Here is a 25,861-nt window from a genome sequence, read left to right as displayed (position 1 = left end):
TATCTTTTTTTAGTAATAAATATGTGTTGCAATACTTAAACAAATGGTAATAATTAATAAAATAACACTAATGAAATAAAACGCCCAAATAAATATATGATAATATAGCGATTCATGAACACCATTAATTCCAGTAATCCAACAACCTAATAAGAAGACAATTGGTAAATAAATTAAACCAAAACCTATATAAACTAGTATTTTAGTAACATCAACTAAGTATTTATTTACATTAACAATAAAACTTAGTTGAATACTTAAATTAGTTGAATCAAAAAAATGTAAAATCAAGCCAAAACCAATTGATAATAAAACTAGTATACTAAAAATAATTGATCAAGAAACAATCAAACCCTTTTTTTGACGTAAATGCTTTTCTAATCAGTATTGTTCTTTATTTTTATTTTGTTTTTTTAACATTAGTTATTAATTTTCTTGTTGTTTAATCTTTTTAAATAATTCATCAATATGGTTAGCATAATCAATTGTTTCATCAATTACAAAACGCAATTCTGGTACTTTATAACTAGTTCATTCAGCAGCTAATTTTGAACGTAATAAACCACTAACTTTATTAACATTTTCTAAAACCTTAGGCATACTTTCACGTTTGTGAGCATCTAAGAAAATTTTTGCTACTGATAAATCATTACTTAAACGCACTGCAGTTACACGTGCTAATTTCGCAATTTTATCGTTAATTTCATTTGCTAACGCATTGTTAATAACATCTTTAATTAAAGATTCCAACCTTGCAACTCGAACTTCGTTTGCCATATTTTATTTACTTAACCTCATCATGATTTTTTTCAACTTTAACATAAACTTCAATAATATCATTTTCTTTAACATCATTAAAGTTTGCAATTGTTAGTCCACATTCTTTATCAGCAATGACTTCATTAACACTATCTTTATTGTGTTGTAAAGTAGCGATTTTTGAGTTATAAATGACAATGCCATCTCGTAAAACACGAACTAATGCATTTCTTTTAATTTTACCATTAATTACTCGACATCCACAAATTGTTCCAACTTGACTATGTTTAAATAGTTTAAGAACTTTTGCTTCACCAATAACTTCTTCAACAATAATTGGATCTAAAGTTCCCTTCATTCATGCTTCTAAATCTTCTTTAAATTTATAAATGATGTCATAATTCATAATTTGTACGCCAACTGAATCAGCTAAATCCTTAATAATTCGATTAGCACGAACATTAAAACCAATAATAATCGCATCAGAAGTTTGGGCTAATCGTACATCACTTTCACTAATTGTTCCAATGGCACTACGTACTAGTGTTGTTGTTACACCTTCAATATTAATACTATTAAAAATACCCTTTAGTGCTTCAAGTGATCCTTGAACATCAGCTTTAATAATTAAATTAATATTTTTTAATTCACCATTAGCAATTTTGGCACGAATATCAGAACTTTGCAACATTGAACGTTCTAAACGAATTTTCTTTTGTTTTACATCATTAGCAATCGCTCGCGCTTGTTTTTCATCAGCCAATGCTAAAAATTTATCACCAGCTGTTGGTACTTCTTCAAAACCAGAAACTTTAACTGGTTTTGAAGGCAAGGCCATTTCAATTTCATTGTCATATTCATCGAACATATTACGAATTTTTCCATATGTTGATCCAACAACTAAATAATCACCTTTTCGTAAGGTACCATTTTGAACTAATAAAGTAGCAAGAGGACCATGACCTTTATCTAAATTTGCTTCAATTGTTGTTCCATAAGCTAAACGATTAGGGTTAGCTTTATAATCATTTAGTTCAGCAATTAATAAGATTGAATCTAATAGTTCAAAAATGCCTTCATTTTTTAATGCTGATCCTTTAACAAAAACAATATCTCCACCAAGTTCTTCAGCAACAATTTCTTTAGCGCTTAATTGGTTTAAAACTTTATCAGGGTTTGCTTCATATTTATCCATTTTATTAACAAATACAATAATAGGTACATTAGCAGCTTTAGCATGATCAATCGCTTCTTCAGTTTGCATTTTAATACCATCATCAGCTGCAACAACTAAAATTACAATATCTGTTAAATTTGCACCACGTGCACGCATTTCAGTAAAGGCCTCATGGCCAGGCGTATCAATAAAAGTAATTGGTTTATCGCCTTTTAGAATTTGGTAAGCACCAATGTGTTGAGTAATCCCTCCAGCTTCAGATGCTGTTACTGATGATTTACGAATTGTATCTAAAAGAGTTGTTTTACCATGATCAACGTGTCCCATAATTGTTACAATTGGTGCACGAGCAACTAAATCGGCTTCTAAATCATCAAAAGCAATATTTTCTAAAAGATTTTCTGTATTAACATTTTTTTCAATTTTAAAATCTAAATCATATTCTAAACATAATTCACCAATTTGTTCTTCATCTAAAATGGTGTTTAAATTATAAACAACACCTTTTTTGAAATAACGCATGATAATTTCGTTTGCACTTTTATTTAGTTTTGGTGCTAATTCTGCAATACTAAGAGGTGATGTGAAAACAAACGTACCACCAAAAACCCCAACATCAACTTTTTTAATGTGTTTTTTTACATCAATTGCTATCCGATTATCTTTTTTTTGTTTGATATTTTTTTTCGCCATATTTTTCCCTCTTACTTCTATTATTCTTAGTATATATTTTAAATTAATGATTGAATTAATTGTTTTAAAATCTGATAAACTTGTTCTTCGTTTTTAATCATAAAACGTTTTTTTAAAAATTGATACAATTTTTCAAGATTCATATTTTTTTGAATCTTTAAATAATATCCACGATAATGATTTAAATCGAAGATTAATTCATCATTAATAATGACAAAACGAACCAATTCATTTTTAGGATATTTTTTTTTACTAAAAATGCAAGTTCTTTGATTAACTTTCATTGCCATAATGAATTAAACTAGAATTTAAAATCCTCAAATCCTTCAAGATATTCTAATTGCTCATCATCGTTTTCACTATCATCATTATTTGAAACAATAGTTTGTTTTTCTTGTTGTTTTAATTGATCTTTAACTTGTTCAGTTTTCTCAACTTTTTCATCTTGCATATTATCAATTAAAGCTAGCATTTCATCGTTTGTAACATTCTTTTTATTAATTGATTCAATATTTCATGAACGATAAATTTTTTCATCAAATTTTTCATATACAACATTTTCTTCAAATGCTTGTTCAATTGTTTTAACATCAATATTTCATTCAGTAATTTTAGCAATTAGACGAATGTTAGCACCGCCACGACCAATAACACTTGGTAAATCTTCTTTACTTACAATCGCAATAGCAGAACGTTGACCACTTTCATTTTCTTGTACTAAAAGACCTTTTAGTTTATCTAAACCAATGGCATTAGCAATAAAAATACGTTTATCATCAGCATAACGAATAACATCAATTCGTTCATTATTTAATTGTTTAGAAATAGATGTAATTGTTAAACCTTTGTTTCCAACAACAACAGCTACTGGTTCAATATTTAATAAATTAGTGCTTACTGCTACTTTAGTTTTAAAACCAGCAATTCGAGCAATTTTTTTAATTTCAATATTACCATTTTTAATATCAACAACTTCACGTTTTAAAATTTCTTCAACTAATTCTGGTTCTGTTCTTGATAATAAAACTGGTCATAAACGACTTTGTTCTTTAACTTCTTTGATAATGAAATCATAAGTTTCACCAACTTTAAATTTTTCATCACCAATACGATCTTTACGACTTAAATAACCTAATGTTTTTCATTGGTCATCTAATTCAACTTTTACACCAGTAATTTCATTACGTTGTTTATTGTAATTGATTTCAGCAACTTTTGCACGAATCATTTTCATTAAAGATGGTTTTCAAAAATCAGCCACTCTTTTATTATGAATTTCTGTGATTTTTTGACGTAATAAACTCCCAATTTGACCAACTTCAATACTCTTAAAATCATCAATTAAAATATATTGTTTAATAGTATCACCAATTTGAGCATTAGCATTGATTTTACGAGCATCATCTAATAAAATTTCAACAGCGTCATCTAAGCATGTTTCTAAATCTTCATTATGAGCTTTTTCATTTTCAACAACAACTAAATTTCGAAAACAATTAATTGTTCCTTCTTTTAGATTAATATTTGTTTCAAAATTTTCACCTGGATGAGTACGTAAATAAGTCTTTTCAAAAGCTTCTTTAATAATAGATGATAAAACTTCAAGTTCAATTTCGTTTTGTTTAGCTGTATCTTTAAAATATTCAATGAATTCTTTTGATTTAAATGAATTAGACATTTTCATAACCTTTCGTATAAACAAGAAATGACAACCATTGAAGGTTGTCATTTCACTTACATTTCATTTATCAAAAATATTATAACACAAATATATTAGTATTATCTTTTAATTTTAACCACGCTTACTTGCATCAGCAATATTTGATGTCCTTAAAATGCGAATAGCAATTGCTCACATTATCAATAAAATAATCGCAACAATTAATAAGATAATTAAAAAATGTCATCAAATAAAACCGGTTGTTAATAAAACATTTAAACTATTGAAAATCATTTCACTAAATGCTTGCATTACTAAAACAACTAATGGAATTGAAATAATTGATCCAATAATTAATGGGGGTAAAAAGGCCATTAAGAATAATTGTGCATTTTTTAAATCATTATAACCCATGTTTTTTAATAATTTAGCAACTTTTAATATATCTGATAATGAATTAATTGACATTAAAACAAGAACTAAGATAATGATAAATAAGATTAAAAGGATTACAACAATTTCTACAGTTTGAATTGTTTTTGAAGCAGTTTCTAAAACTGCAAATAAAACATCTACTACTTCAACATTCTTTAAAGTTGATGAGTAAGTATCACGTCCATAAATACTAATTAATTTATCAATTACTCATTCAGCTTGAGCTTGTTCATTTCTTAATCCTAAATAGTTATGGTTTTCATCATAAATATTACGAGCGTCTAATTTAAGTGTGTTAAAATCTTTATAACCTAAAGCTTTTGTTAAAGATAAACGCGAACTTAAAACTAATGATTTAGGGTCTGATTTATTATTTAATTCATACATTGAATATTTATCACTTAAAATATTTTTAATTAAATCAATTGTTGCTGCGTCTTTTTTTCATATTTCTGAAACAGGATATAAACCAGATGGTGAATAAATAGAAATAATCCGTGTTAGCATCGCTGGATCGCTTTTGTTTGTAAAGATTCCATTAAAAGCACCATCATATCCTTCATACAATGATTTATCAGCGTATGGCGAACTATGCATTCCTAAAATTTGTGCCGCATTTTTAATTCCAGTATAAATTTCAATTTCTTGGTAAGTATCAATTATTCCAACAACTTTTAGAGTAATTTGTTTTTTAACATAATCTTTTGTATATCGATTTGTTTGATTATTAGCAACAAAACTAAAATGATCACCTATTTTTAAATTGTAATATTTTGCAGCGACTCGATTAATAATTGCTACTTGTTCATCATTTTCATTAAACAATAAATGATTAATTTGTTTTTTATTAGATAATAAATGGACTAATTTTGAATTTTTAATAATTCCAATGATTTTAGGATTTTTAGCTTCTTCATATTTTTGCTTGTTAATTTTATTAATTTGCGCATCAATTCAAATGTATGGTTCATCAAATTCATTTAATTGTGTCTTATTATTTTTTGTTAAATAATCAAAACCAATCATATTAAATGTAATACCTGATCAAACATCAGTGTAAGATGGATTAATTGATGGATGAGTTAATAATACTAAATTAATAAAATCATTATCTAATTTAACAGATAATCCAGTTTTAATTGCATTAGTAGCTTTGGCTGGATCAATTTTATAAGAACGCTTAATTTGTCTTGGATAATAAATATAAATTTGATTATTAACAACATTTTTAATCTCATAAGTTGCATCATTAATTTTAGTAATAACTAGATCATTATCATTTTTAAAACTAATTTTTTTAGTTATTTTATTTTGTTCATTTTTAAAAATGATTTCGTTATTAATTGCGTTTTGTAACAACTCTTTTCTAACAATTGTTGCATTAAAATATTTTAGTGGTAATAAATAATTGAAATTACCCTCTGGATCATATTTTAAAAAACGTGTTCTAAAATATGAACTAAATGTTTGATAAATTAATTTTTGATAATTTTGTTTTCGATTTCGTTCAAAATAAATTTCATCATAAATTAAATCTACATTTTTAAAAATATGATGATCTAAATCATAATCTTGTTCATTAGATTTTTTATAATAAATTCCACTAATAAAGTTTTGATCACCAATACTAAAATTACTATTTTCAAAATAAATGATTCATTCGTTTTTTCTAAAAACTAATTTGCCATAAATATTTTTATAATTAAATAAGTTGTTGTGTACACGCACTAAAATTTCATATGACACATGTTGATCTAAAAGTGATTTATCAAATTGTTTTAAATGTGTATTAATAATATCTTTAAATTCAAAAGGATTAAAATATTCGTTTGGGTCATAACTATTACGAATATTTAAGTTGTCATAAGCTAATTCATTAACACCTTTTTTAATAAGTTGTTTGGAAAAAATACTATGATCATTAATTAGTTTTGAACCTCATTTTTTATAAGTTTCATTTAAAATTTGTAAATTATTTTCAGGAATTAATGATTTAGTAATGCTTCATGGATTACTTGAACTACCACTATTAATATCTCCAAAACCAAAATTAAAATCTAAAAATTGTTTAACTTGGAAAGCATTGGCAATATAGTTGATGTCATAAGTTCGACGTTGATCATCTTTTGCACCAATTAATTTTAAGTTTTGTAAATTTTTAAATAATGGTGAATTAATAAAATCTTTATAATCACTACTTTCGTATTTTTGGGTTAATTCATGGTTGTTTTCATCACTTAATGTTGAACCAATCTGATTTGTGCTTAAAGAGATATATTGACCACCTTGATCTGTTGGTGTTATTAAATCGATTCCATAACGATATTTTTTTGTTTGCAATGTTGCATCTGTCGTTTGTTTAATTTTTCCTCTTGTTCCAGTTAAGAACATGATTGATCCAAATGATAAAGCAATCATTATTGAAAAAATAATAATTCTTGTGATCGATGAAAATGATAGGGTAATTAAATATTTATTAAAACCACTCATGTATTTAAATGGCAATTTAATAACATGAACAATTTTAGAAATCTTAAATGTTTCTGTACCACGCATTAAATTAATTGGCGGTTTTCTTACTGATCAATATCCTAAAATAGCTATTAAAGCAAAAAATAGTAAAAATGGGAAAACAATAACTGTTATTAAAGCACCAAAATCAAAACCTTCTAAAGCTGTAGGAATTAGTCAGTATTCACTAAAAATACTAACGGCTAAATTTTGCGTAAAATAAGCTACTAAATAACCACACAACCCGCCAACAACACATGGAATTAATCCAATAAAACCAAAACTTAAAATAATTTTTCAACGAGCAACACCATTGGCAATTGAAATTCCAATATTGATTTTGTTTTGAGCTAAGAAACGATTAATAATAATAACGATTACAAAAACAGCTAAAACTAAAATAAATAAAGTTATTAGAATACTAAATGTTTGGATTGTACTTGTAATTTTATCAATAAAAACTAATCTTAGTGGGCTTGGTGTAATATGATTGTTAGTATCATCTTTTAAATATGCTGCATCCAAGCTTGTTGGTCAATTCATAATACTTTCTCTTTTAATTCGATCATTTAAATCTTTAGTAATCTTTTTTAAAGTATTAATATCAACAGCTTCATGCTTTTGATTAGTAATCCGAATTTGCAAATTCTTTTCAGCTGGGTTCGATCTAAAAGCATCATGAATACGAGCATATCCATTTAAATTAGCATATACTAAACCTTCTTTTTTAGGGTTAGGAATAACAGATGTAAATGAAATAATTGGATACATGAAATCAGGTGTAATTCCACTATCTAAAATTAGATAAGGTGTATTATCAATATGAACAATATATTTTTCATCTAAACTATTAAATCATTTTTCAAAACTTTTTTGGTCTTGATGTTCAACTAAAGCTTTTTGTCATAAATCCATTGGATATTTTTGTTTGTTATGACTAGATAAAAACGCACCTAAACCAACTAGTGTATATGCTGATTTAACATCAAAATAAACTGGAATAGGAATACCAGCAGGTTCAAAACTAAAGGTTATTCGATGCCCTTTAACAACAGTATTAACATTACCATTTAAACTTATACCTTTTTTTGATGGATATAGCATTAAAATAAATTGGGTACTAATTTTTTTGGCTTCTAAAGCATCAAAATTAGTTTTATTATTTAGTTTTACATTACCAACTAAAGGATCATAGTTTTTATCTTCTAAGCTATATTCATAAGCTTTTTTAAAACTTGTATATAAACTATTTGTTTTTGATGGTCATGCACCATAAACAATATTTTTTAATAAATAAAGACGTGCTTGTTGGCTATTGCTAACATCATAATTATCAACTTTGTTTAATTTAACTAAATTAATTTTTGGATTATCTTCTAACTCTTTTAAATTATTAACAATAAGGTTAGTATTAAAATTTTTAGTTTTAATTAAATCAATAACGTCAGCTTTAGCATTATTTAAAATACTATATAAATCAACATCAAAAAAACTATTAGCAACTAAACGTTTAATTGTTTGTTCATCAAACGTGTTAATTTGCTTATTTGTTGAATATTCAACAATTTTATAAGTAATATCATCTTTTGTAGAATTAACAATTAATGAATTTGAACGAGTTCAATCAAAATTTAAACCTTGTAGTGCATAAAATAATTTCAATTCACCTAAAAGTTTATTAAATTGTGCTTGCTTAACACTTTTTTGATCTTCAATATAACTTTCATTAACAGTAATATCATGTAATTTTTGCTTATTAACTAAATTAGTGTATGATCGTGTTAGTGTTTTAGAAAGGTTTGTTAACATACTAAAACTAAAAATTGACACAAATAATAAAAGGCAAAGACCTATAAAAGAGGCTTTGCTTTTTAGTAAATAACGATAGACATTCTTAATTAAATTTTTAAACATAGTAATAATTTTAAACAAAAAAGTACTTTTAGCAAGTCTTTTTTTTAATTTTAGTTACGTTAAATTATACTTTTTTAACAAATTATTTTTGTTTATTTTCACACATGGTATTTGTAATGATTTCAACAATCTTTAAAGCACAGATGGAATCATTAGCAGTAATTAAACAACAATCTTGTACTATATTTTTATCACACAAACAATTTTTACCTAGTTTTTTATTAAGAGTATTGTTACATGTAAACTTAAAATCTTTAAGTAAATTTAACTCATTTAAATATAAAGGTGCATCATTAATTGCGATTAAATATTTATTATCTTCTTTCAAATTAAAAAAATCATTTAAAAATTTGTTAAGTTTAGGAATTTTTTGGCTTTGCGTTAAAATAAATGAAGTTTTAATAATTTTTTGTAGTGTTAGATTTTGTGATGAAATTAAAATTAAAAAATTAAATTTTGAAAGATTACATTTTTAAATTAATTCATTACAAACAATTTTATTCATCGATTGCATTTGAATAATCAACTGTTTAGTTAGTGAAATCAATGTCACATAAAATCCAGCCTTTTTTAAAAATAAATTAAAAGTTGCTAATTCATAATCATTAGCGTATTGAGGAACAATGATCCCAACCATCTTATTCATATGTAATCATCTCCTTTGAAATAATTTTTAGTTTATTTCGTGGTTATTGTGTTCTTTATCTTCATTTTCTAATAAATTAGTTAAAAAAATTCGTAAATTTCGATCGTGCGATAAAGTTGGATAAGAACGTCGCTTATTCTTAATTTCAATTGGATGAATAATTTTATAATTTAATCAATAAACACGACGAGTGGGATCAAATTTTGAAATCAAAAACAAGTGTTTGCTATTAATTAAAAAACGTGAAGAAATTGTGTTTCAATTATAATCTGTTAAATTAATAAACTTACAAATACCTTTTTTATAGCTATCAACAAAATCAATTTGAAGTTCATTATTTTTAATTTCACGAACAATCCCTTCAACTACACGTAAGGGACTTTTATGGTTTTTAAAATTATTGTACGTTTTATTTTTTGAAAATTCTTTCACTTTTTAAAACCTCACTCTTTTTATTTAAAGATAACTAACCTACTTTCAAAATATTTCATATTGCTAACGAATTACTTTTATCAAATATAAAATAAATTAAACATAATATAATTATAGAATATTAACAAAGATATTAAACGAATATAAAGAAGAGGTAGTATGAAATTAAATGTAACTATTGAAATTCCAAAAAACTCAAATATTAAATATGAATATGATCGTGCAACTAAAGAAATTACAGTGGATCGAATTTTATATGGTTCAATGGTTTATCCACATAATTATGGTTTTTTAAAAGAAGCATTAGATTATGATGGTGATGAATTAGATGTTTTGGTTTTTGCAGATCAAGCATTTCAACCAGGAATTAAAGTCCCAGCACGTATTTTAGGAGCAATGAAAATGATTGATGGTGGAGAAACTGATACAAAATTATTAGCAGTTATTGATGTTGATCCACGTTATAAACACATTAATACTTTTAAAGATATTCCACTACATTGATTAGCAGAAGTTCAAGATTTCTTTGAAAACTATAAAAACTTACAAAACAAAAAAGTTGAGATTTTAGGTTTTGAAGATGAAGTATGAGCTCAAAAAGAATATGAAGAATGTGTTGCTTTAATGCAAGAGCATGGTCATCTTAAAAAAGATGAATTTGTATCAAAAATGATGAAACAACGTCCAGAAAAGTATAGCCAATAATGTTTGAAAAAATTACAAATTCAAATTTTTATATCACAATTAAAAAATTTAATGAATCACTTAGAAAAATTAATTTTTTTAAAAAAATTATTTTAAAAATAGATAATAAAGGCGTTCGTGATTACTTTTTATCGATAACAACATTAGATGTTATTTTTTATAAAATAATTAATTTTATTATTATTGCTTTAATTGTGTTATTGTCTGGTTTTTTAGTTCGTGAATGAGCTATTAATCTAGTTATTAATACTAAAGAAATCTATCATGGTCCTATTTTTCATTTTACATTAAACAATGGGATTGCTCTTGGAAGAATTAATAACAATAGTGGAATTGTTTATGCTTTACAATCAATTCCTATTATATTAGGATTTTTATCATTTATTTTTTTAAAAAAATCTTATCATTACGCTCCATTGCTTTTCTTATTATTTGGCGGTTTAGGAAATATTATTGATCGTTCAATTCCAGAATTAGAATTATACAAAGCACTACCAGATATTTTTCATAATAGCCTTATTAATCCTAATAGTGTTGGTGGAGGCAATGACGTTATTAATGGTGTTGTTGATTATTGAAAATTTGTCAATAGTATAATTAATCTTTTTGATGTTTATATTGTAGTTGGTGTTTGTGTATTAGTTGTTATTTTAATTATTGGTTTTATTATCAAATGAAAAAGTGATAATGACACTAAAGATACTACAAAAAAAGCGGCTGATGAAAATGATTTAGAAATTAATGAAGTATCTAATAAACCATTTGGATATGATGATTTAGAAAAACCATAAAAATGAAAATATTATATTCTTTAACATCACCGAAACGAATTGATAAATTTTTAGTAGAAGTTACTGATTATTCGCGAACATCAATTAAAAAAATGTTAGAGCAAAATCTAGTATTAGTTAATGACAATATCATTACTAAACAAAGTTATTTATTACAAAAAAATGATAGTGTTGAAATTAAAAATGAACAATGTGTAATTGACTCTCAAAAAGAATTATTACCATTTGCATGTCCATTAGAAATTGTGTTTGAAGATCAAGATTTATTAGTGATTAACAAACCTTCTGGTATGTTAGTTCATCCAACTAGTTTTCAAGAGCAAAATACGTTAGCAAATGCTTTAAAACATTATTTAAAAACTGATGATTTTTATATTACACATCGTTTAGATAAAAATACATCTGGATTAATTGTTATCTGCAAGAACCAAAAAGCACTTTGTTGTTTACAACAACAATTCATGCAAAAAACAGTAAAAAAATCTTATTATGCTATTGTTCATAATCGTTTTGATATGCATCATTTACATTTTATGATTAATGAACCAATTGGTCATAGTTATCAAGATAAATTACGAATGAAAACAGGTGATGCTAAAAATGCTAAAGAAGCAATTAGTATTGTTAAAGTGATTGAACAATATCAAAATACTGCACTTGTTGAAGTAAGTATTATTACTGGTAGAACTCATCAAATTCGTGTCCATATGCGTCATATTAATCATCCTATTTATAATGATCCTTTATATGGAATCAGTAAGCATACAACTCCATATGAACAATATTTACATAGCTTTTATATTAGTTTTATTCATCCATCAACTAATGAAATAGTCGAATTTAAAACACTAATGCCAAATGAATTTATAAATTTAATTAAAGAGTGAAAAACAAATGAATAGTCTATATCAATTATTTATCGATGTTACATCAAAAAAATGCGTTTTAGCAATTTATAAAAATTTTAAAATTTTAGCTAATATTATTGTTGAGACAAATAACAATCTTACAGATATCATTGTCGAACACATTATTGCTTTATTAAAAGCTGTTCACTTAAAATACCAAGATTTAGATGCAATATATTTAGATATTGGTCCTGGTTCATTTACTGGTGTGCGTGTTGGCGCAATTGTTGCTAAAACAATTTGTACAACTCACAATCAAATCAAATTATTTATTAATGATAGTTTAAACATTATTGCTAATAATAAAAACAATGTTTTTGTTCATTTAGACGCAAAGGGTAATAAATCATATACAATAAGTATTATTAATAATATACAAAGCGATTATAGAATCATTACTAATGAACAGTTACAAATAGAATTAAAAAATACATCATTAACAATAATTGATGCTAATCAAGTCGATTATCATAATCTTATATATAACTTAAAATTTGATAATTTTAAATTAACTAATATTTTAGATTTTGATTTAAATTATGTTAAAAAACCTCTTAGTTAAATCTGCTAATCAAAATGATTTAAATGATATCGCTATTTTTGAAAATAAGTTTTTTTTAAATGATGCTTATTCAATAGCAAGTTTGTATCAAATGTTTAATGATGCAAATTATGAAATTGTAATTGTTGAATATGAACAAAAAAACATTGGTTATTTAATTTATATGAAAACCATTGATTTTAATGAAATTTTAAAAATAGGTGTTGATGAAAATTATCGTAATTTAAAAGTAGGTAGTGTTTTAATTGATTTATTAAAACAAAAAAAACAAAACATTTTATTAGAAGTAAGTAGTATTAATGAAAATGCTTTGAATTTTTATTTAAAACGGGGTTTTATAAAACAAAGTATTCGTAAAAAGTATTATGCCGATAACTCTGATGCTATTTTAATGATTTGAAAATATAATACGCAATAAATAAAAAACCACCCCTTGTTTAAGAGGTGGTTTTTGCATGTAAAAATAAGCCGTGTTCTGTTCTACAAAAATGTAGTGCTAATTATTTATCTATAGAATAAAGTTTATTCTATCCTAATTTAATTTCTTAATTTACTAAATTAGATTCCCTTACCAAAATTTAGGTTTCTCACTTGTGGGGTTTACCAACGTTTCATCTCATCAATTTCTTGATTAATCGTCTCTGTGGCACTTTGTGAATTTTTAAACATATAATAGAAAATTACTTAGCTTAAAAAATTCGCCGTCATACGCCTATGCTATGCTTTATTAATTATACATACACAAACACTACTAACATCACAGTTAGTGTGAGCACGGACTTTCCTCTACATTTATTTAAAAATGCAGCAATTAGCTTTTTACATCATTAAAGTATAAACCAAAAGAATTAAAAACTTTATAAAACTAATAAATTAGTATCTTCTACTAAAATAAATGAGAGTTGTTTTATTTTATAATAAAATATTTAAATATCTTTTCGTTTGTTTTTGGTATAATAAACAAGTTATATTCAAGCATAAAAATAAACTTTAGAGTTCAATTATTAGGTAGGAGGCGAGTATATGGCAAATATTGTTTCAAATGAAAAAACATATAGACATACGCAAAAAGTACGTAAAGAAAATCATGCTAAAATGTCTAAATTAAGAACAATTGTTAAAAAAACAAGAAGTTCAAATGAACAAGCTCAACTAAATGAAGCTTACAAAGTAATTGATACAACAGCTTCAAAAGGTGTTATTCACAAAAATAAAGCAAACCGTTTAAAATCAAGAACTGCAAAAGCTTTTAAGGCAAATTTACAAGTTGTTGCATAAAATTATAAATTTAATTAAAATAAAAATACTAGGAAGTGATCCATTGATCTTTTTCCTAGTATTTTTTATAACAAATTTTTTATATACTTCTTTAAAATGGATTTAAAATAATAAGTTTTTGTTGAATTAATTTTTAAAATTTTATTAATCTCATTTGTAGTGTATCCTTTAATAATTAAAATCGTAAAATGATATAGCAATAAATTTTCTTTATAAATTATTTCTAAAAGTTCGTGAATTAAAAATTTATTATTTAATTCAATGCTAACATCATCTAAATTTTCACTAATAGCCTCACGATTTTCAAAGTTATTACTATTTAGTTGATTGACTAAATTTTTATTAGATAAGGCTTTACGCAATAAATAAACTAAATAAAAATAAATTTGACGTTTAACAAAACCTATAAACTGATTTAAATTTTTAATTTTACTTACTTGAAATATTTTTAAAAATATTTCATAAATAACAGTTTTTAAATCATTTGCTTCAATATCCAAAGTATAAAATTTAAAATGTAATTGTTCATTAATGTATTTTAGAAAAATTTTGTGATAACGTTCATATAATCATCTAATGATTTTTTTATCATTAATTGATGCTAAAAAGAATATTTGTTCAAACATTTTATAACCTCTTTTAAAAAAATCATACTAGTTTTTAACTATTGCAATTTGATATTTTTTGTTTTAAATATGTTTATAATTTTTTGGATTTTTTTAGAAATTTTTTATCAGGGTTTATAAATTATAAACATTATTGTGCATAATTTTTTTAGTACTTAAAAACATTGATTTTTAATAATTAAAATCTTTTTAAAGGGTGTGCATAACTCTTATTATGTCAAGATTTTAGTAAATCAAATAAATAAATCATCAACTAAATTTGTTAAAAATATCTACAATAATTACTAAATGAAAAATGACAACAAAAAATTTGAATTTAATTGAAGTTAAAAAGGGATGTAAAGTTTATGGATATAGTAATTAAAAAAAATTGTAATTTTATTAAAAATGAAAATTATTTATATTCTTTTTATACACCTTTAATTGGTATACAAGCAACTGCTATGTATTCTTGATTTGTCAATAGAGAAAACATTTTTAATAAAAAAGGCATAATCAATTTAACGCGCGAATATTTGTTAAATGAGCTTAACATTTCAATTAATACATACAACAATTTAATTACTAAATTAGTTAATGTAGACTTAATTAAAATTTATTGTATTGAAAACAATCAACAACAAATAATTGAAGTTTTTCGCCCATTAAACTTTAATGAATTTTCAAATATTGAAAAATTTAACGAAGAGTTAAAAAATAATGTTTCAAATGATCATTATAAAATTTTAAATTTATTAAACAAAGAAAATAGTATTAACAATAATCGTTTAATCGATTTATCAACTCAATTCAAAACAAATTATTCAAATAGTTTTGAAAATAAATTAGATAAAATTAAAAAAATTATTTTAGATGAATATCAATTATCTCTTCAAATTAATGAATCAGTAAAATTAAGCATTTTAAATTTTTTTAAAAAATATAAATTTAGTGTTAATGAAATGGCCAATTTAATTAAAAATAATTTAATTAATAATATTGATTTTTTAACAATTGATTTAAACAAATTAGAATTATCAATTATTTCTAATCAACAAGTTGAAAATAATAAAACAAAATTACAATATCAAAATATTGAACGTGATTCTAGTATTTTTAATGAAAATGCTGATTTAAACTTATTTAAAAATGTAATTAACCATTATAATTATTTTGAGCCTTCTGATTTTTTAAAACACATCCGTAAGGAAAAATTGAGTGTTGAAGACAAAGAAGCTATTATTTTATTAACATATGATAAAACATTAAATAATGCAATCGTTAATGTCATTTTAGATTTTGTTTTGTTTAAAAATTTAGGCCGTTTAAATATAAAATATTTAAAATGCATTAAAGAAACTGTGCTTGGAATTAATATTAAAAACGAATATGAAATGATTAAATTTTTTCAAAATAAAAAAATGAATCAAAAACAATTAGTTTTTAATAATGATGATAACACTAACACATTTAAAAATACCGATTTTGTTGAGGTTAAATTTGGGGATTTATAAAGATGAATAATAATGAAATTGAAGACGAGTTAGATTTAGAAAATTTTAATTATCAAAAAGCATTAGAAGTTCCTAATCTTAAAGCAATTAACTTAACAGAAAATGAATTTAATTTACATTTTTGAGATATAGTTGGAGTTTATCGCTCTTATTTAAATAATCTAAAAGAACCAAATGATAGTGGTTATATTTATGAGTTAAATCGTAACGAATACAATCATTTGTGTTTAGTAGTGATTAAAAAAGAAAGTAAAGTTGATAAAGTTAAAAAAAATTATATTTTAAATACGATCAAAAATATGGATTATGATATTTCATTAACAGATGATAGTCAAATTTTTTCTAAAAAAAGCGAAATATTAGATAATGATTTGTTAGTAGAGAGAAATAAATTAATTAATTTTTTTTTAGAAGAAGCACGAAAAAATAAAAAACAATCAGCAAACAAAGAAGACAATATCACTACTAATGATCAACAATTAAAATCTGCTTTTATCTATGGCGATTTTGGTGTAGGCAAATCAATAATTACTCAAGCCTATACTAATACAATTTCATTAAAATATAATTTAAAAATTGCCTATATAACTTTGAATGAATTATTTAAAAATGTTATTCAATTTTTTAATTATAAAGATATCTCTGATTCAGTAGTCAACGAATTAATTAATGAACTTTCAAATATTGATGTTTTAGTAATTGATGATTTTTCTAGTGGCAATTTAAATTATTGATCAATTTCAACGATATTAATGCCTATTATTGAAAATAGATTAAAATCAATGAAGCAAACTATTTTTATTTCTAATTTTTCAATCGAACAATTAAATAATTCAACAAAAAATATAGCAAATATCGAAGAACAAAAAGCTAAATTACGTTTATTTAATCGAATTGAATGTCTTACATATGGTAATGTTTTTAAAATAAAAGGACCTAGTATTTTTAAAGTTACAAATAATTTATAAAAAAATATTGTTTTTTTATTAAAAATAGTGTATTATTATATTAATGGCTTGTATGGTTATTCGAGCACTTCTAGTTGTTAGATTCGTCTCCAACAATCTAGTTGTGGCAAAAGTCGTTATGTTACAGCTATTATAAATAACCAAAAAGATCATGAAAAATCGTGATCGCAAAAAGGAGGGCAACCTCCTTTTTGTTTTCTTAAAATTTAAAATAATAAAAAATATATCCATTTCTTTAACTTCTTATTTATTAATAAAAAGGAAAATGGATATATTTTAAATTGTAATTTAAGTAAATAAATTATTTATTGCCAACTAATAATTTGTATTTAATATCAAACCATTTACGATCACGAATCATTTTTATTTCATATTCATATAATGAAATTGATTGGTCGTGAAAATCAAATCAGGGTGTTTCTAGAATTTTGGGAATATTATTTAACAATGGATGATAAATAATATTAATTAAATTGTCAAAGCCAATTGTTCCATAACCTAAATTTTCATGACGGTCTTTATTTGCACCACGAGGATTTTTAGAATCATTAATATGTAATACTTTAATATAGTCAATCCCAATTTGAGCATCAAATTCTTTTAAATATTGATTAAAACTATCATGATCTAAAGCTATACCACTATCACTCATATGACAAGTATCTAAACAAACACCAATATTTTTTTTAGAATCGACATTGTCAATAATGGTTTTTAATTGTTTTAAATTAATTCCAATTTCAGAACCTTTACCAGACATAGTTTCTAAGCAAACAACTACATTAGTGTTAATAGTTGCAAAAATTTCATTTAACATTGTATAAACTTGTTTTAAAGCGATATCCTCATCTTGATCTAAACATGACCCAGGATGTAAAACGATTTTAGTAATTCCCATGAATTGAGTGCGTTCAATTTCTTGAATTAAAAATTCTTTAGCAAGCTCACGAACATATTTTTTAGAAGAACAAGGATTAATGATATATGGGGCATGAACAATTAAATTATTCAAATCTATATTATGTTCTTTTAATAAATTATGAGCTTCATTAATTTTAAATAATTCAATTGGTTGACGTCTTGTATTTTGTGGAGCGCCCGTATAAACCATTAATGTATTAGCGCCATAAGATAGTGCTTCTTTTACACTACCATAAAAAAAATCATTAGCTTTAAGGCTTACATGACTACCAATAATTAAATTATATTTATCCATATTATTTTGCTTCTCCCTCATTACTTTTCTTAAATTTAATTGGTTTATATCATTTTAAAACTTCTTTAGTATATTCATGATTTTGTTTATCTTCATAATGTAAATAAAGATTAGGTTCAAAATGTGTTCCTCAACCAGTTTTATAACGCGCTTCTACTAATACTAAATTTGATTGTTCATAAATCCGAGGATAAATCATTTTAATTCGTTTTGGCTCAAATTGATATTTTCGCATCATTTCCAAAAGATCAACCAAACGTGTTGTAGGAATAACCATTGCTAAATTAGCTTTTTGTTTAATGATTTTAGCACAACCTTGCATAATTTGTTCAAAGTTAAGCGCAATTTCATATAAAGCAAGTGTTTTTAATGGTTTTTTAGTTGATGGAATAATTTTATCTTGTTTATAAAAAGGAGGATTACAAATTATTGCATCATATTTATTGTTTTCAATTTTATCAAAAGTTTTTCAATATTCATTAAAATCTGCATGAATAATATTAATTTGTTTTTCAAGATGGTTTTCTTTAACATTTAATAATGCTAAATCAATTGCTTCTGATTGAATTTCAATGGCATCAATATTCATATCTTCTTTTCGTGACGCTAAAAAAATGCTTAATGCTGCATTGTTTGTTCCTATTTCTAAAACCTTTTTTGTTTTTGAAGATAAACTAATAAAATTAGCTAATAAAACAGTATCAACTGAATAATTAAACATTTGTTTATCTTGATATACAAATAAGTTTGTATCAAAACCCAAAGTATTTTTGATATATTTTTTTTGCATAAGTGTTTTTAAATTAAAGAAAAACTCCACGTTGAAGGTGGAGTTTAGTTAAATATTATTAATGGAGCGGGTGATGGGAATCGAACCCACACTAATAGCTTGGAAGGCTATAGTTCTACCATTGAACTACACCCGCATAAATGGTGCTGGAAGAGGGACTTGAACCCTCACGACCGTGAAGTCACTGGATTTTAAGTCCAGTGCGTCTACCATTCCGCCACTCCAGCAAAAATAAAAAGAGTAATACAACGTATAATTTTTTTAACCATGTATTACTCTATAATAATAAATGGTGCCCCATAAAGGTTTCGAACCTTTGACCCCTTCATTAAAAGTGAAATGCTCTACCACTGAGCTAATGAGGCATAAACACACAATAATTATTATAACATAATAATGAAGTTAATTGTGGTTGAATATAAATAATTTAATGGCTGGCCTGGTAGGGATCGAACCTACGCGTGGAAGAATCAAAATCTTCTGCCTTACCGCTTGGCTACAGGCCAATAAATGGTGGACAGAGTAGGATTCGAACCTACGAACCTCTCGGAGCCGGGTTACAGCCGGATGCGTTTGGCCACTTCGCTATCTGTCCAATTCTATAGTGTGCCTTAATAAAACACTATAAAATTATATAAAAATTGTTATCTAATGTCAAGTATTTTTTTAGCTAAATTAATCAATAATTTTAATAATCTTCACTTTATAAGGTGATGCTAAAGTATGTACAGTAACTTCACTACCTTCTTTTTGTTTTACAACAGCTTTTCCAAGTGGTGTGTCCATTGAAATTTTATTTGCAAAAGGGTCTGAATCCATTGATCCAACCAATGTAATCACTTCTTTATGATCTTTTTGATAATTATAAATTTCAATTGTAGAACCAATAGAAACTTCATCTGTTGAACGCATTACATCTTCAATTAATTCATAATTCTCTAAAATTTCTTCAATTTCATCCTTACGTTTTTTTAATGCTGCTTGTTCATTTTTAGCTGCGTCATAATCAGCATTTTCAGATAAATCACCTTGTTCACGAGCGTCTTGTAATTGTTTTGTAATTGCAGGTCATTTAACATCTAAAATCTCTCTTAATTCTAATTGCAATTCTTCAAGACGATGCTTTGAAATCGTATACTTTGCCATAATATTCCCTCGTATAAATAAAAAATCTATTCATTAATTATATCATTACATAATATATAAATTAATAACAAATAAAAAGAACTAACCTCATTAAATAAGGCTAGTTCTAATTTTGCGTAGCGATGACCTATTTTACTTACGCTATTTTTGGCTCTAGAGTGCTTGACTTCTGTGTTCGGGATGGGAACAGGTATTTCCACTCTGATATGATCACTACACAATTATGATCGATGTCTGAAAACTAAATATTATCAACTATTTTCTAAAAATTAACTAAGAACTTATATAAGTCCTCGAATTATTAGTATCGGTTAGCTAAACACGTCACCGTGCGTACACATCCGACCTATCAACGTTATAGTCTTTAACGATTCTTACTTCATTTAAGAAAGGGAAGATTAATCTTGAAGTTAGTTTCACACTTAGATGCTTTCAGCGTTTCTCTATTCCACACGTTGCTACCCTGCAGTGCCGCTGGCGCGACAACAGGATCACAAGAGGTGTGTCCATTCCGGTCCTCTCGTACTAGGAACAGCTCTTCTCAATCTTCCTACGGGCATGACAGATAGGGACCAACCTGTCTCACGACGGTTTGAACCCAACTCACGTATCTCTTTAATCGGCGAACAGCCGAACCCTTGGAACCTGCTTCAGCTCCAGGATGAGATGAGTCGACATCGAGGTGCCAAACAGTGCCGTCGATATGAACTCTTGGGCACTATCAGCCTGTTATCCCCAGAGTAGCTTTTATCCGTTGAGCGATGGCCATTCCATTCTGAGCCACCGGATCACTATGACCTAGTTTCCTACCTGTTCGACTTGTAAGTCTCACAGTCAAGCACCCTTATACCATTACACTCTATACACGATTTCCAACCGTGCTGAGGGTACCGTTGCGCGCCTCCGTTACCTTTTGGGAGGCGACCGCCCCAGTCAAACTGCCCACCTAACACTGTTCCCCAGCCAGATTCATGGCTGCAGGTTAGAGAAATCTTATCACAAGGGTAGTATTCCAACGATGACTCCATATACCCTAGCGAGTATACTTCAAAGTCTCCTACCTATGCTCTACAAGTAATAAAATTTCCCAATATTAAGCTACAGTAAAGCTTCATGGGGTCTTTCCGTCCAATCACGCCAAGAGGGCGTCTTCACCCTCACCAGGATTTCACCGAGTCTACAGTTGAGACAGTCAAGAGATGGTTACACCATTCAAGCGGGACGGAATTTACCCGACAAGGAATTTCGCTACCTTAGGACCGTTATAGTTACGGCCGCCATTCACTGGGGCTTCAGTCAAAAGCTTCGCTTACGCTAACATTCTTCTTTAACCTTACAGCATTGGGCAGGTGTCACCCCATATACATCGTCTTACGACTTAGCATAGAGCTGTGTTTTTGTTAAACAGTCCCCCCTCGCTATTCACTGCGGCTCACCTTTTACAGCGAGCACCCCTTATTGCTAACGTACGGGGTTAATTTGCAGAGTTCCTTAACTGTAGTTAACTCGCTAACCTTAGGATATTCTCCTTGACCACGTGTGTTCGTTCTCGGTACGGACTACTAATTGTTTAACGCTAGAAGCTTTTCTTGGAAGCATGATATATATGTCTTCGCTACTACCCGAAGGGGTCGCTCGTACTCATAACTTAGTCTTAATAGTAAGCGGATTTGCCAACTTACTAACCTTGCTATTTAAACCGGAATCCAATAACCGGCACATAATAACCTTCTCCGTCACTCCATCACACAATTCGTAGGTACAGGAATATTAACCTGTTTCCCATCGACTACGCTTTTCAGCCTCGCCTTAGGATCCGACTTACCCTGGGAGGACGACCCTTGCCCAGGAACCCTTAGTCAATCGGTTTGAGAGATTCTCACTCTCATTCGTTACTCACGCCAGCATTCTTACTTGTATAAAGTCCAGTAGTCTTCACAGTCTACCTTCGCCCCATATACAACACTCGTCTACCGCTACATATACAATATGTAACCCATAACTTCGGTTATATGCTTAGCCCCGTTACATCTTCCGCGCAGAGTCTCTCGACAAGTGAGCTGTTACGCACTCTTTAAACGGTGGCTGCTTCTAAGCCAACATCCTTGCTGTTTATGAAACTCAACATCGTTTTCCACTTAGCATATATTAGGGACCTTAGTTAATGATCTGGGCTGTTTCCCTCGCGACAATGAAGCTTATCCCCCACTGTCTGACTGCTAGAATAGGTAATATGGTATTCAGAGTTTGATTCTATTCAGTACACCGAGGTGGCGCCATCATAGATTCAGTGCTTTACCCCCATATTTCCAATAATCTAACGCTATTCCTAAAAATATTTCGACGAGAACGAGCTATCACGGAGTTCGATTGGAATTTCACCACTATCCACAGGTCATCCCCTGTCGTTTCAACGAAAGTGGGTTCGGTCCTCCAGTGAATGTTACTTCACCTTCAACCTGCCCATGGATAGATCACCCCGTTTCGCGTCTATTGCAACATACTAAAGCGCCCTATTAAGACTCGGTTTCCCTACGGCTCCATTTCTACAATTTAACCTCGCATGCTACAATAACTCGCTGGCTCATACTTCAAAAGGCACGCTATCACACATTAATGTGCTCTAACACCTTGTAAGCTTATGGTTTCAGGTTCTATTTCACTCCCATCTCTGGGTTCTTTTCACCGTTCCCTCACGGTACTATGCTCTATCGGTGACAAACTAGTATTTAGGCTTACCCAATGGTCTGGGTGGATTCAGGCAGGATTTCACGTGTCCCGCCCTACTCAGGATCCTACTAGGTAAAAAATTAATTTCGTATACGGGATTATCACCCTCTGTGATTTGGCTTCCCAACCAATTCTACTATCAATTTTTAGTCCATATTGTAGTCCTACAACCCCGAATCGAAATTCGGTTTGGCCTCCTCCCCTTTCGCTCGCCGCTACACAGGGAATCACTTCGTTTTCTTTTCCTCTGGCTACTGAGATGTTTCACTTCACCAGGTATCGCTCTGTTAAACTATGAATTCATTTATACAGTAATCTAATTCTCATTAGACTGAGTTTCCTCATTCGGAGATCAACGGATTAAAGCCTCTTATCAGCTACCCGTTGCTTATCGCAGATTAGCACGTCCTTCATCGCCTGTTTGTCCCAAGGCATTCACCATAAGCTCTTAGTAACTTATTATAAATCCTTAAAGTTGTTTGTTTATGATTGTTAACTATATTAATTAATATAGTTTCTGTTCACTGACAACTTAATGTCAATGATTAGAAAGATTTGTTGATAATTATTCAGTTTTCAAAGATCGATCATCCATAATATATAAAATATTATGGGAGAGAATAAACTCTCAAAACTAAATAGAATCCGACCATATGAACTTTTGAAATATTTTTTAAAAAAAGTGGCTAATATTCACATGGATTTTTATAAAAATGTACACTTATTAGTACGTAAATTAAAAATTTACTCCGAAGAAAGGAGGTGATCCATCCCCACGTTCTCGTAGGGATACCTTGTTACGACTTAACTCCAGTCACCGATCCTACCCTAGACGCATGCCTCCAAAAGGTTAGCTTTGCGGTTTTAGATATTACCAGCTCCCATAGTTTGACGGGCGGTGTGTACAAGACCCGAGAACGTATTCACCGCGACATGTCTGATTCGCGATTACTAGTGATTCCAACTTCAAGAGGGCGAATTGCAGCCCTCTATCCGAACTGAGACTAACTTTTTCTGTTTCGCTTCATCTTACGATTTTGCAGCAGTTTGTATTAGCCATTGTAGCACGTTTGCAGCCCTAGATATAAGGGGCATGATGATTTGACGTCATCCCCACCTTCCTCTACCTTGCGGTAGCAGTATCGCTAGAAAAGCAACTAACGAAAGGGGTTGCGCTCGTTGCGGGACTTAACCCAACATCTCACGACACGAGCTGACGACAACCATGCACCACCTGTCATATTGTTAACCTCAACTATATTTCTATAGCGTCGCAATAGATGTCAAACCTAGGTAAGGTTCTACGTGTATTGTCAAATTAAGCAACATGCTCCACCACTTGTGCGGGTCCCCGTCAATTCCGTTTGAGTTTCATTCTTGCGAATGTACTACCCAGGCACATCATTTAATGCGTTAGCTACAACACCGACTCGTTCGAGCCGACATTTAATGATGATCGTTTACGGTGTGGACTACTAGGGTATCTAATCCTATTTGCTCCCCACACTTTCGAGCCTAAGCGTCAGTGATAGTCCAAGTTGGCGCCTTCGCCACCGGTGTTCTTCCATATATCTACGCATTTTACCGCTCCACATGGAGTTCCCCAACTCCCTACTACACTCTAGGTTTACAGTTTTTGATACAGCTAGACGTTAAGCATCTAGATTTAATACCAAACTTACAAACCCGCCTGCGCTCGTTTTACGCCCAGTAAATCCGGATAACGCTTGCATCCTATGTATTACCGCGGCTGCTGGCACATAGTTAGCCGATACTTATTCAAATGGTACAGTCAAACTAAAATCATTTCCTATCTTAGCGTTTCTTCCCATATAAAAGAACTTTACAATCTATAAGACCTTCATCGTTCACGCGGCATTGCTTCATAAGGCTTGCGCCCATTGTGAAAAATTCCCTACTGCTGCCTCCCGTAGGAGTATGGGCCGTGTCTCAGTCCCATTGTGGCTGTTCTACCTCTCAGTACAGCTACGCGTCATTGACTTGGTGAGCCATTACCTCACCAACTATCTGATACGTCGCACCCCCATCCAAAAGCGTCGCAAACGCGACTTTCTACATCTTCTCATGCGATATTGATGTTATTATTCGGTATTAGCTAATCTTTCGACTAGTTATCCCCAACTTAAGGGTAGGTTGGATACGTGTTACTCACCCGTTCACCACTAAGCCTAAAAGGCTTCGTTCGATTTGCATGTATTAGGCATGCCGCCAGCGTTAATCCTGAGCCAGGATCAAACTCTTTAAAATTGACGGATTCTATTTAGTTTTCAAAGATCATTCTTATTGTATTCAATACATTAAAAACGTTTAAACACAATACATTAAAGTATAAACAAATTTATTTAAAATGTCAAGAAATATTTTATTTTTTTAAAATTGTTTAACTTGCTACTTAAAAGC

Annotated in this window: 21 protein-coding genes, 5 tRNA genes, 3 rRNA genes and 1 other RNA gene; 8 read left to right on the top strand and 22 right to left on the bottom strand. The window is 28.3% G+C overall.

What is annotated here, in order from left to right; translation table 4 throughout:
- Positions 1–9 precede the first annotated feature (9 nt).
- The 9 genes from UUR8_RS01640 to UUR8_RS01605 form a co-directional block, all read right to left on the bottom strand.
- On the bottom strand, positions 10–420 hold the full coding sequence (locus UUR8_RS01640) for a hypothetical protein (protein WP_004025774.1): 411 nt from the start codon (positions 418–420) through the stop codon (positions 10–12).
- 6 nt (positions 421–426) lie between these two features.
- A complete protein-coding gene (gene rbfA / locus UUR8_RS01635; protein WP_004025839.1) occupies positions 427–777 on the bottom strand; it encodes a 30S ribosome-binding factor RbfA in 351 nt (116 codons plus the stop codon).
- Positions 778–784: 7 nt separating this feature from the next.
- Positions 785–2,629, bottom strand: a complete 1,845-nt coding sequence (infB, locus tag UUR8_RS01630; protein ID WP_004025555.1) for a translation initiation factor IF-2 — start codon at positions 2,627–2,629, stop codon at positions 785–787.
- Between the two features lie 38 nt (positions 2,630–2,667).
- Entirely contained in the window at positions 2,668–2,919 is a 252-nt protein-coding gene (locus UUR8_RS01625; protein ID WP_004026061.1) for a YlxR family protein, read from the bottom strand.
- Between the two features lie 11 nt (positions 2,920–2,930).
- Positions 2,931–4,307: a transcription termination factor NusA gene (gene nusA / locus UUR8_RS01620; RefSeq protein WP_004026168.1), complete on the bottom strand. Its 1,377-nt coding sequence runs from the start codon at positions 4,305–4,307 to the stop codon at positions 2,931–2,933.
- Positions 4,308–4,421: 114 nt separating this feature from the next.
- Positions 4,422–9,149 carry an FtsX-like permease family protein gene (locus UUR8_RS01615; protein ID WP_038100165.1) on the bottom strand — a complete coding sequence of 1,576 codons (4,728 nt, stop codon included), beginning with the start codon at positions 9,147–9,149 and terminating at the stop codon, positions 4,422–4,424.
- Between the two features lie 82 nt (positions 9,150–9,231).
- Positions 9,232–9,477 (bottom strand): type 1 glutamine amidotransferase family protein, encoded by a 246-nt coding sequence (locus tag UUR8_RS03570; protein ID WP_004026010.1) that lies wholly within the window; start codon positions 9,475–9,477, stop codon positions 9,232–9,234.
- A 144-nt stretch (positions 9,478–9,621) separates the two neighbouring features.
- Positions 9,622–9,795 (bottom strand): type 1 glutamine amidotransferase family protein, encoded by a 174-nt coding sequence (locus tag UUR8_RS03695; protein ID WP_004025996.1) that lies wholly within the window; start codon positions 9,793–9,795, stop codon positions 9,622–9,624.
- A gap of 27 nt (positions 9,796–9,822) precedes the next feature.
- A complete protein-coding gene (locus tag UUR8_RS01605) occupies positions 9,823–10,227 on the bottom strand; it encodes a hypothetical protein (protein WP_004026089.1) in 405 nt (134 codons plus the stop codon).
- Between the two features lie 159 nt (positions 10,228–10,386).
- On the opposite strand from UUR8_RS01605, the gene UUR8_RS01600 reads away from it, so the two are divergent.
- Genes UUR8_RS01600 through UUR8_RS01580 form a run of 5 tightly spaced genes read left to right on the top strand, consistent with a single transcriptional unit; the run spans position 10,387 to position 13,611 of the window.
- On the top strand, positions 10,387–10,932 hold the full coding sequence (locus UUR8_RS01600) for an inorganic diphosphatase (RefSeq protein WP_004026197.1): 546 nt from the start codon (positions 10,387–10,389) through the stop codon (positions 10,930–10,932).
- Positions 10,932–11,723, top strand: a complete 792-nt coding sequence (locus UUR8_RS01595; RefSeq protein WP_004025594.1) for a lipoprotein signal peptidase — start codon at positions 10,932–10,934, stop codon at positions 11,721–11,723. The genes UUR8_RS01600 and UUR8_RS01595 overlap by 1 nt, the downstream gene beginning before the upstream one ends.
- Positions 11,724–11,725: 2 nt before the next feature.
- Entirely contained in the window at positions 11,726–12,625 is a 900-nt protein-coding gene (locus UUR8_RS01590; protein ID WP_004025639.1) for an RluA family pseudouridine synthase, read from the top strand.
- On the top strand, positions 12,618–13,193 hold the full coding sequence (gene tsaB, locus UUR8_RS01585; RefSeq protein WP_004025752.1) for a tRNA (adenosine(37)-N6)-threonylcarbamoyltransferase complex dimerization subunit type 1 TsaB: 576 nt from the start codon (positions 12,618–12,620) through the stop codon (positions 13,191–13,193). Before UUR8_RS01590 ends, tsaB begins: the two co-directional genes overlap by 8 nt.
- Positions 13,171–13,611 (top strand): GNAT family N-acetyltransferase, encoded by a 441-nt coding sequence (locus UUR8_RS01580; protein ID WP_004025793.1) that lies wholly within the window; start codon positions 13,171–13,173, stop codon positions 13,609–13,611. Before tsaB ends, UUR8_RS01580 begins: the two co-directional genes overlap by 23 nt.
- 41 nt (positions 13,612–13,652) lie before the next feature.
- Here the strand turns inward: UUR8_RS01580 and rnpB are convergent.
- Positions 13,653–14,016, bottom strand: an RNA gene (gene rnpB, locus UUR8_RS03565) — RNase P RNA component class B.
- A 200-nt stretch (positions 14,017–14,216) separates the two neighbouring features.
- Between rnpB and rpsT the strand changes: the two genes are divergently transcribed.
- On the top strand, positions 14,217–14,471 hold the full coding sequence (rpsT, locus tag UUR8_RS01575; RefSeq protein ID WP_004025931.1) for a 30S ribosomal protein S20: 255 nt from the start codon (positions 14,217–14,219) through the stop codon (positions 14,469–14,471).
- 65 nt (positions 14,472–14,536) lie between these two features.
- On the opposite strand, the gene UUR8_RS01570 is transcribed toward rpsT, so the two are convergent.
- Positions 14,537–15,097, bottom strand: coding sequence for a hypothetical protein (locus UUR8_RS01570; RefSeq protein WP_004025929.1), 561 nt, complete (start codon positions 15,095–15,097; stop codon positions 14,537–14,539).
- Positions 15,098–15,444: 347 nt separating this feature from the next.
- On the opposite strand from UUR8_RS01570, the gene UUR8_RS01565 reads away from it, so the two are divergent.
- Entirely contained in the window at positions 15,445–16,590 is a 1,146-nt protein-coding gene (locus UUR8_RS01565) for a replication initiation and membrane attachment family protein (protein ID WP_004025743.1), read from the top strand.
- Positions 16,591–16,592: 2 nt separating this feature from the next.
- Positions 16,593–17,558 carry a DnaA ATPase domain-containing protein gene (locus tag UUR8_RS01560; RefSeq protein WP_004026088.1) on the top strand — a complete coding sequence of 322 codons (966 nt, stop codon included), beginning with the start codon at positions 16,593–16,595 and terminating at the stop codon, positions 17,556–17,558.
- A 301-nt stretch (positions 17,559–17,859) separates the two neighbouring features.
- Here UUR8_RS01560 and UUR8_RS01555 read toward each other — a convergent pair whose 3' ends face one another.
- The 11 genes from UUR8_RS01555 to UUR8_RS01505 form a co-directional block, all read right to left on the bottom strand.
- Positions 17,860–18,774, bottom strand: a complete 915-nt coding sequence (locus UUR8_RS01555) for a deoxyribonuclease IV (RefSeq protein WP_004025571.1) — start codon at positions 18,772–18,774, stop codon at positions 17,860–17,862.
- 1 nt (position 18,775) lies between these two features.
- Positions 18,776–19,564 carry a tRNA1(Val) (adenine(37)-N6)-methyltransferase gene (locus tag UUR8_RS01550; protein WP_004025882.1) on the bottom strand — a complete coding sequence of 263 codons (789 nt, stop codon included), beginning with the start codon at positions 19,562–19,564 and terminating at the stop codon, positions 18,776–18,778.
- Positions 19,565–19,626: 62 nt separating this feature from the next.
- Positions 19,627–19,700, bottom strand: a tRNA-Gly gene (locus tag UUR8_RS01545).
- A 5-nt stretch (positions 19,701–19,705) separates the two neighbouring features.
- Positions 19,706–19,791: transfer RNA gene (locus UUR8_RS01540), tRNA-Leu, on the bottom strand.
- A gap of 63 nt (positions 19,792–19,854) precedes the next feature.
- Positions 19,855–19,929 (bottom strand) — tRNA-Lys (locus UUR8_RS01535).
- Positions 19,930–19,995: 66 nt separating this feature from the next.
- A tRNA-Gln gene (locus UUR8_RS01530) sits at positions 19,996–20,070 on the bottom strand.
- A 5-nt stretch (positions 20,071–20,075) separates the two neighbouring features.
- Positions 20,076–20,159: transfer RNA gene (locus UUR8_RS01525), tRNA-Tyr, on the bottom strand.
- An 80-nt stretch (positions 20,160–20,239) separates the two neighbouring features.
- Positions 20,240–20,710 carry a transcription elongation factor GreA gene (gene greA / locus UUR8_RS01520; RefSeq protein WP_004026131.1) on the bottom strand — a complete coding sequence of 157 codons (471 nt, stop codon included), beginning with the start codon at positions 20,708–20,710 and terminating at the stop codon, positions 20,240–20,242.
- Positions 20,711–20,824: 114 nt separating this feature from the next.
- A 5S ribosomal RNA gene (gene rrf / locus UUR8_RS01515) occupies positions 20,825–20,928 on the bottom strand.
- A 63-nt stretch (positions 20,929–20,991) separates the two neighbouring features.
- Positions 20,992–23,902, bottom strand: a 23S ribosomal RNA gene (locus UUR8_RS01510).
- A 293-nt stretch (positions 23,903–24,195) separates the two neighbouring features.
- Positions 24,196–25,708: ribosomal RNA gene (locus tag UUR8_RS01505) — 16S ribosomal RNA — on the bottom strand.
- Together the 16S, 23S and 5S rRNA genes form the textbook arrangement of a ribosomal RNA operon.
- Positions 25,709–25,861: the final 153 nt, after the last annotated feature.

The organism is Ureaplasma urealyticum serovar 8 str. ATCC 27618, from assembly GCF_000169535.1.
Classification (GTDB): Bacteria; Bacillota_I; Bacilli_A; order Mycoplasmatales; family Mycoplasmoidaceae; genus Ureaplasma; species Ureaplasma urealyticum.
The sequence above is the reverse complement of the archived record's forward strand: the minus strand, read 5'-3'. Positions and strand labels throughout refer to the sequence as shown.